Annotated in this window: 1 pseudogene; it reads right to left on the bottom strand. The window is 62.8% G+C overall.

Annotated elements, in window-relative coordinates:
- Positions 1-397: pseudogene (locus BN2503_RS19870) on the bottom strand (IS91 family transposase); the annotation flags it as partial.
- Positions 398-545: the final 148 nt, after the last annotated feature.

Here is a 545-nt window from a genome sequence, read left to right as displayed (position 1 = left end):
CGCACCATCATCCACCGGCGCGTCGCAGCCCTCCCACAGCGGTGGCCCGCGTGCCGGGGTGATGTGCGGGGGGGCAGACTCCACCCCGATGTGGTTCAGGATGTGGCGGATTTCGGCGCTGTGGGTGATGAAGGCAATGATGCGCATCTGCCATCTGCCCACCGCACATGGGGCACAGCAGCGGAAATGCCTCGTAGATGCGGGCAATCAGCACCGCCCACAAGTAATGCGCCGCTCGCTTCGGGCGTGCTTCAGGTTCGGGTGTGGGTGTGGCCGCGTTGCCCGGCGCCGCCACCCCAGGTACGCCCGCGCCAGGTTGTGCAGTCTCCACCGTGGCTGGTTGCGACGCAGCAGGCTGAGCCAGCGCCGTTACCGCCGCTCTCAGCGGCGAGTTGGGGTCTCCTCGTTTTCAGTGCAATAAGTGACGGTACGAAAAGCTAGCACTGGCGCGGAGGTGGTGTTGGTAGATCGTTGATTTCATTGACTTTCCTGTTCACTTTCAAATCTGCGATTCGTGGCGTCAAACCGTGGTCGGTTTCATCCAT

Source organism: Paenacidovorax caeni (genome assembly GCF_001298675.1).
In the GTDB taxonomy this organism is placed as follows: domain Bacteria; phylum Pseudomonadota; class Gammaproteobacteria; order Burkholderiales; family Burkholderiaceae_C; genus Paenacidovorax; species Paenacidovorax caeni.
The sequence above is the reverse complement of the archived record's forward strand: the minus strand, read 5'-3'. Positions and strand labels throughout refer to the sequence as shown.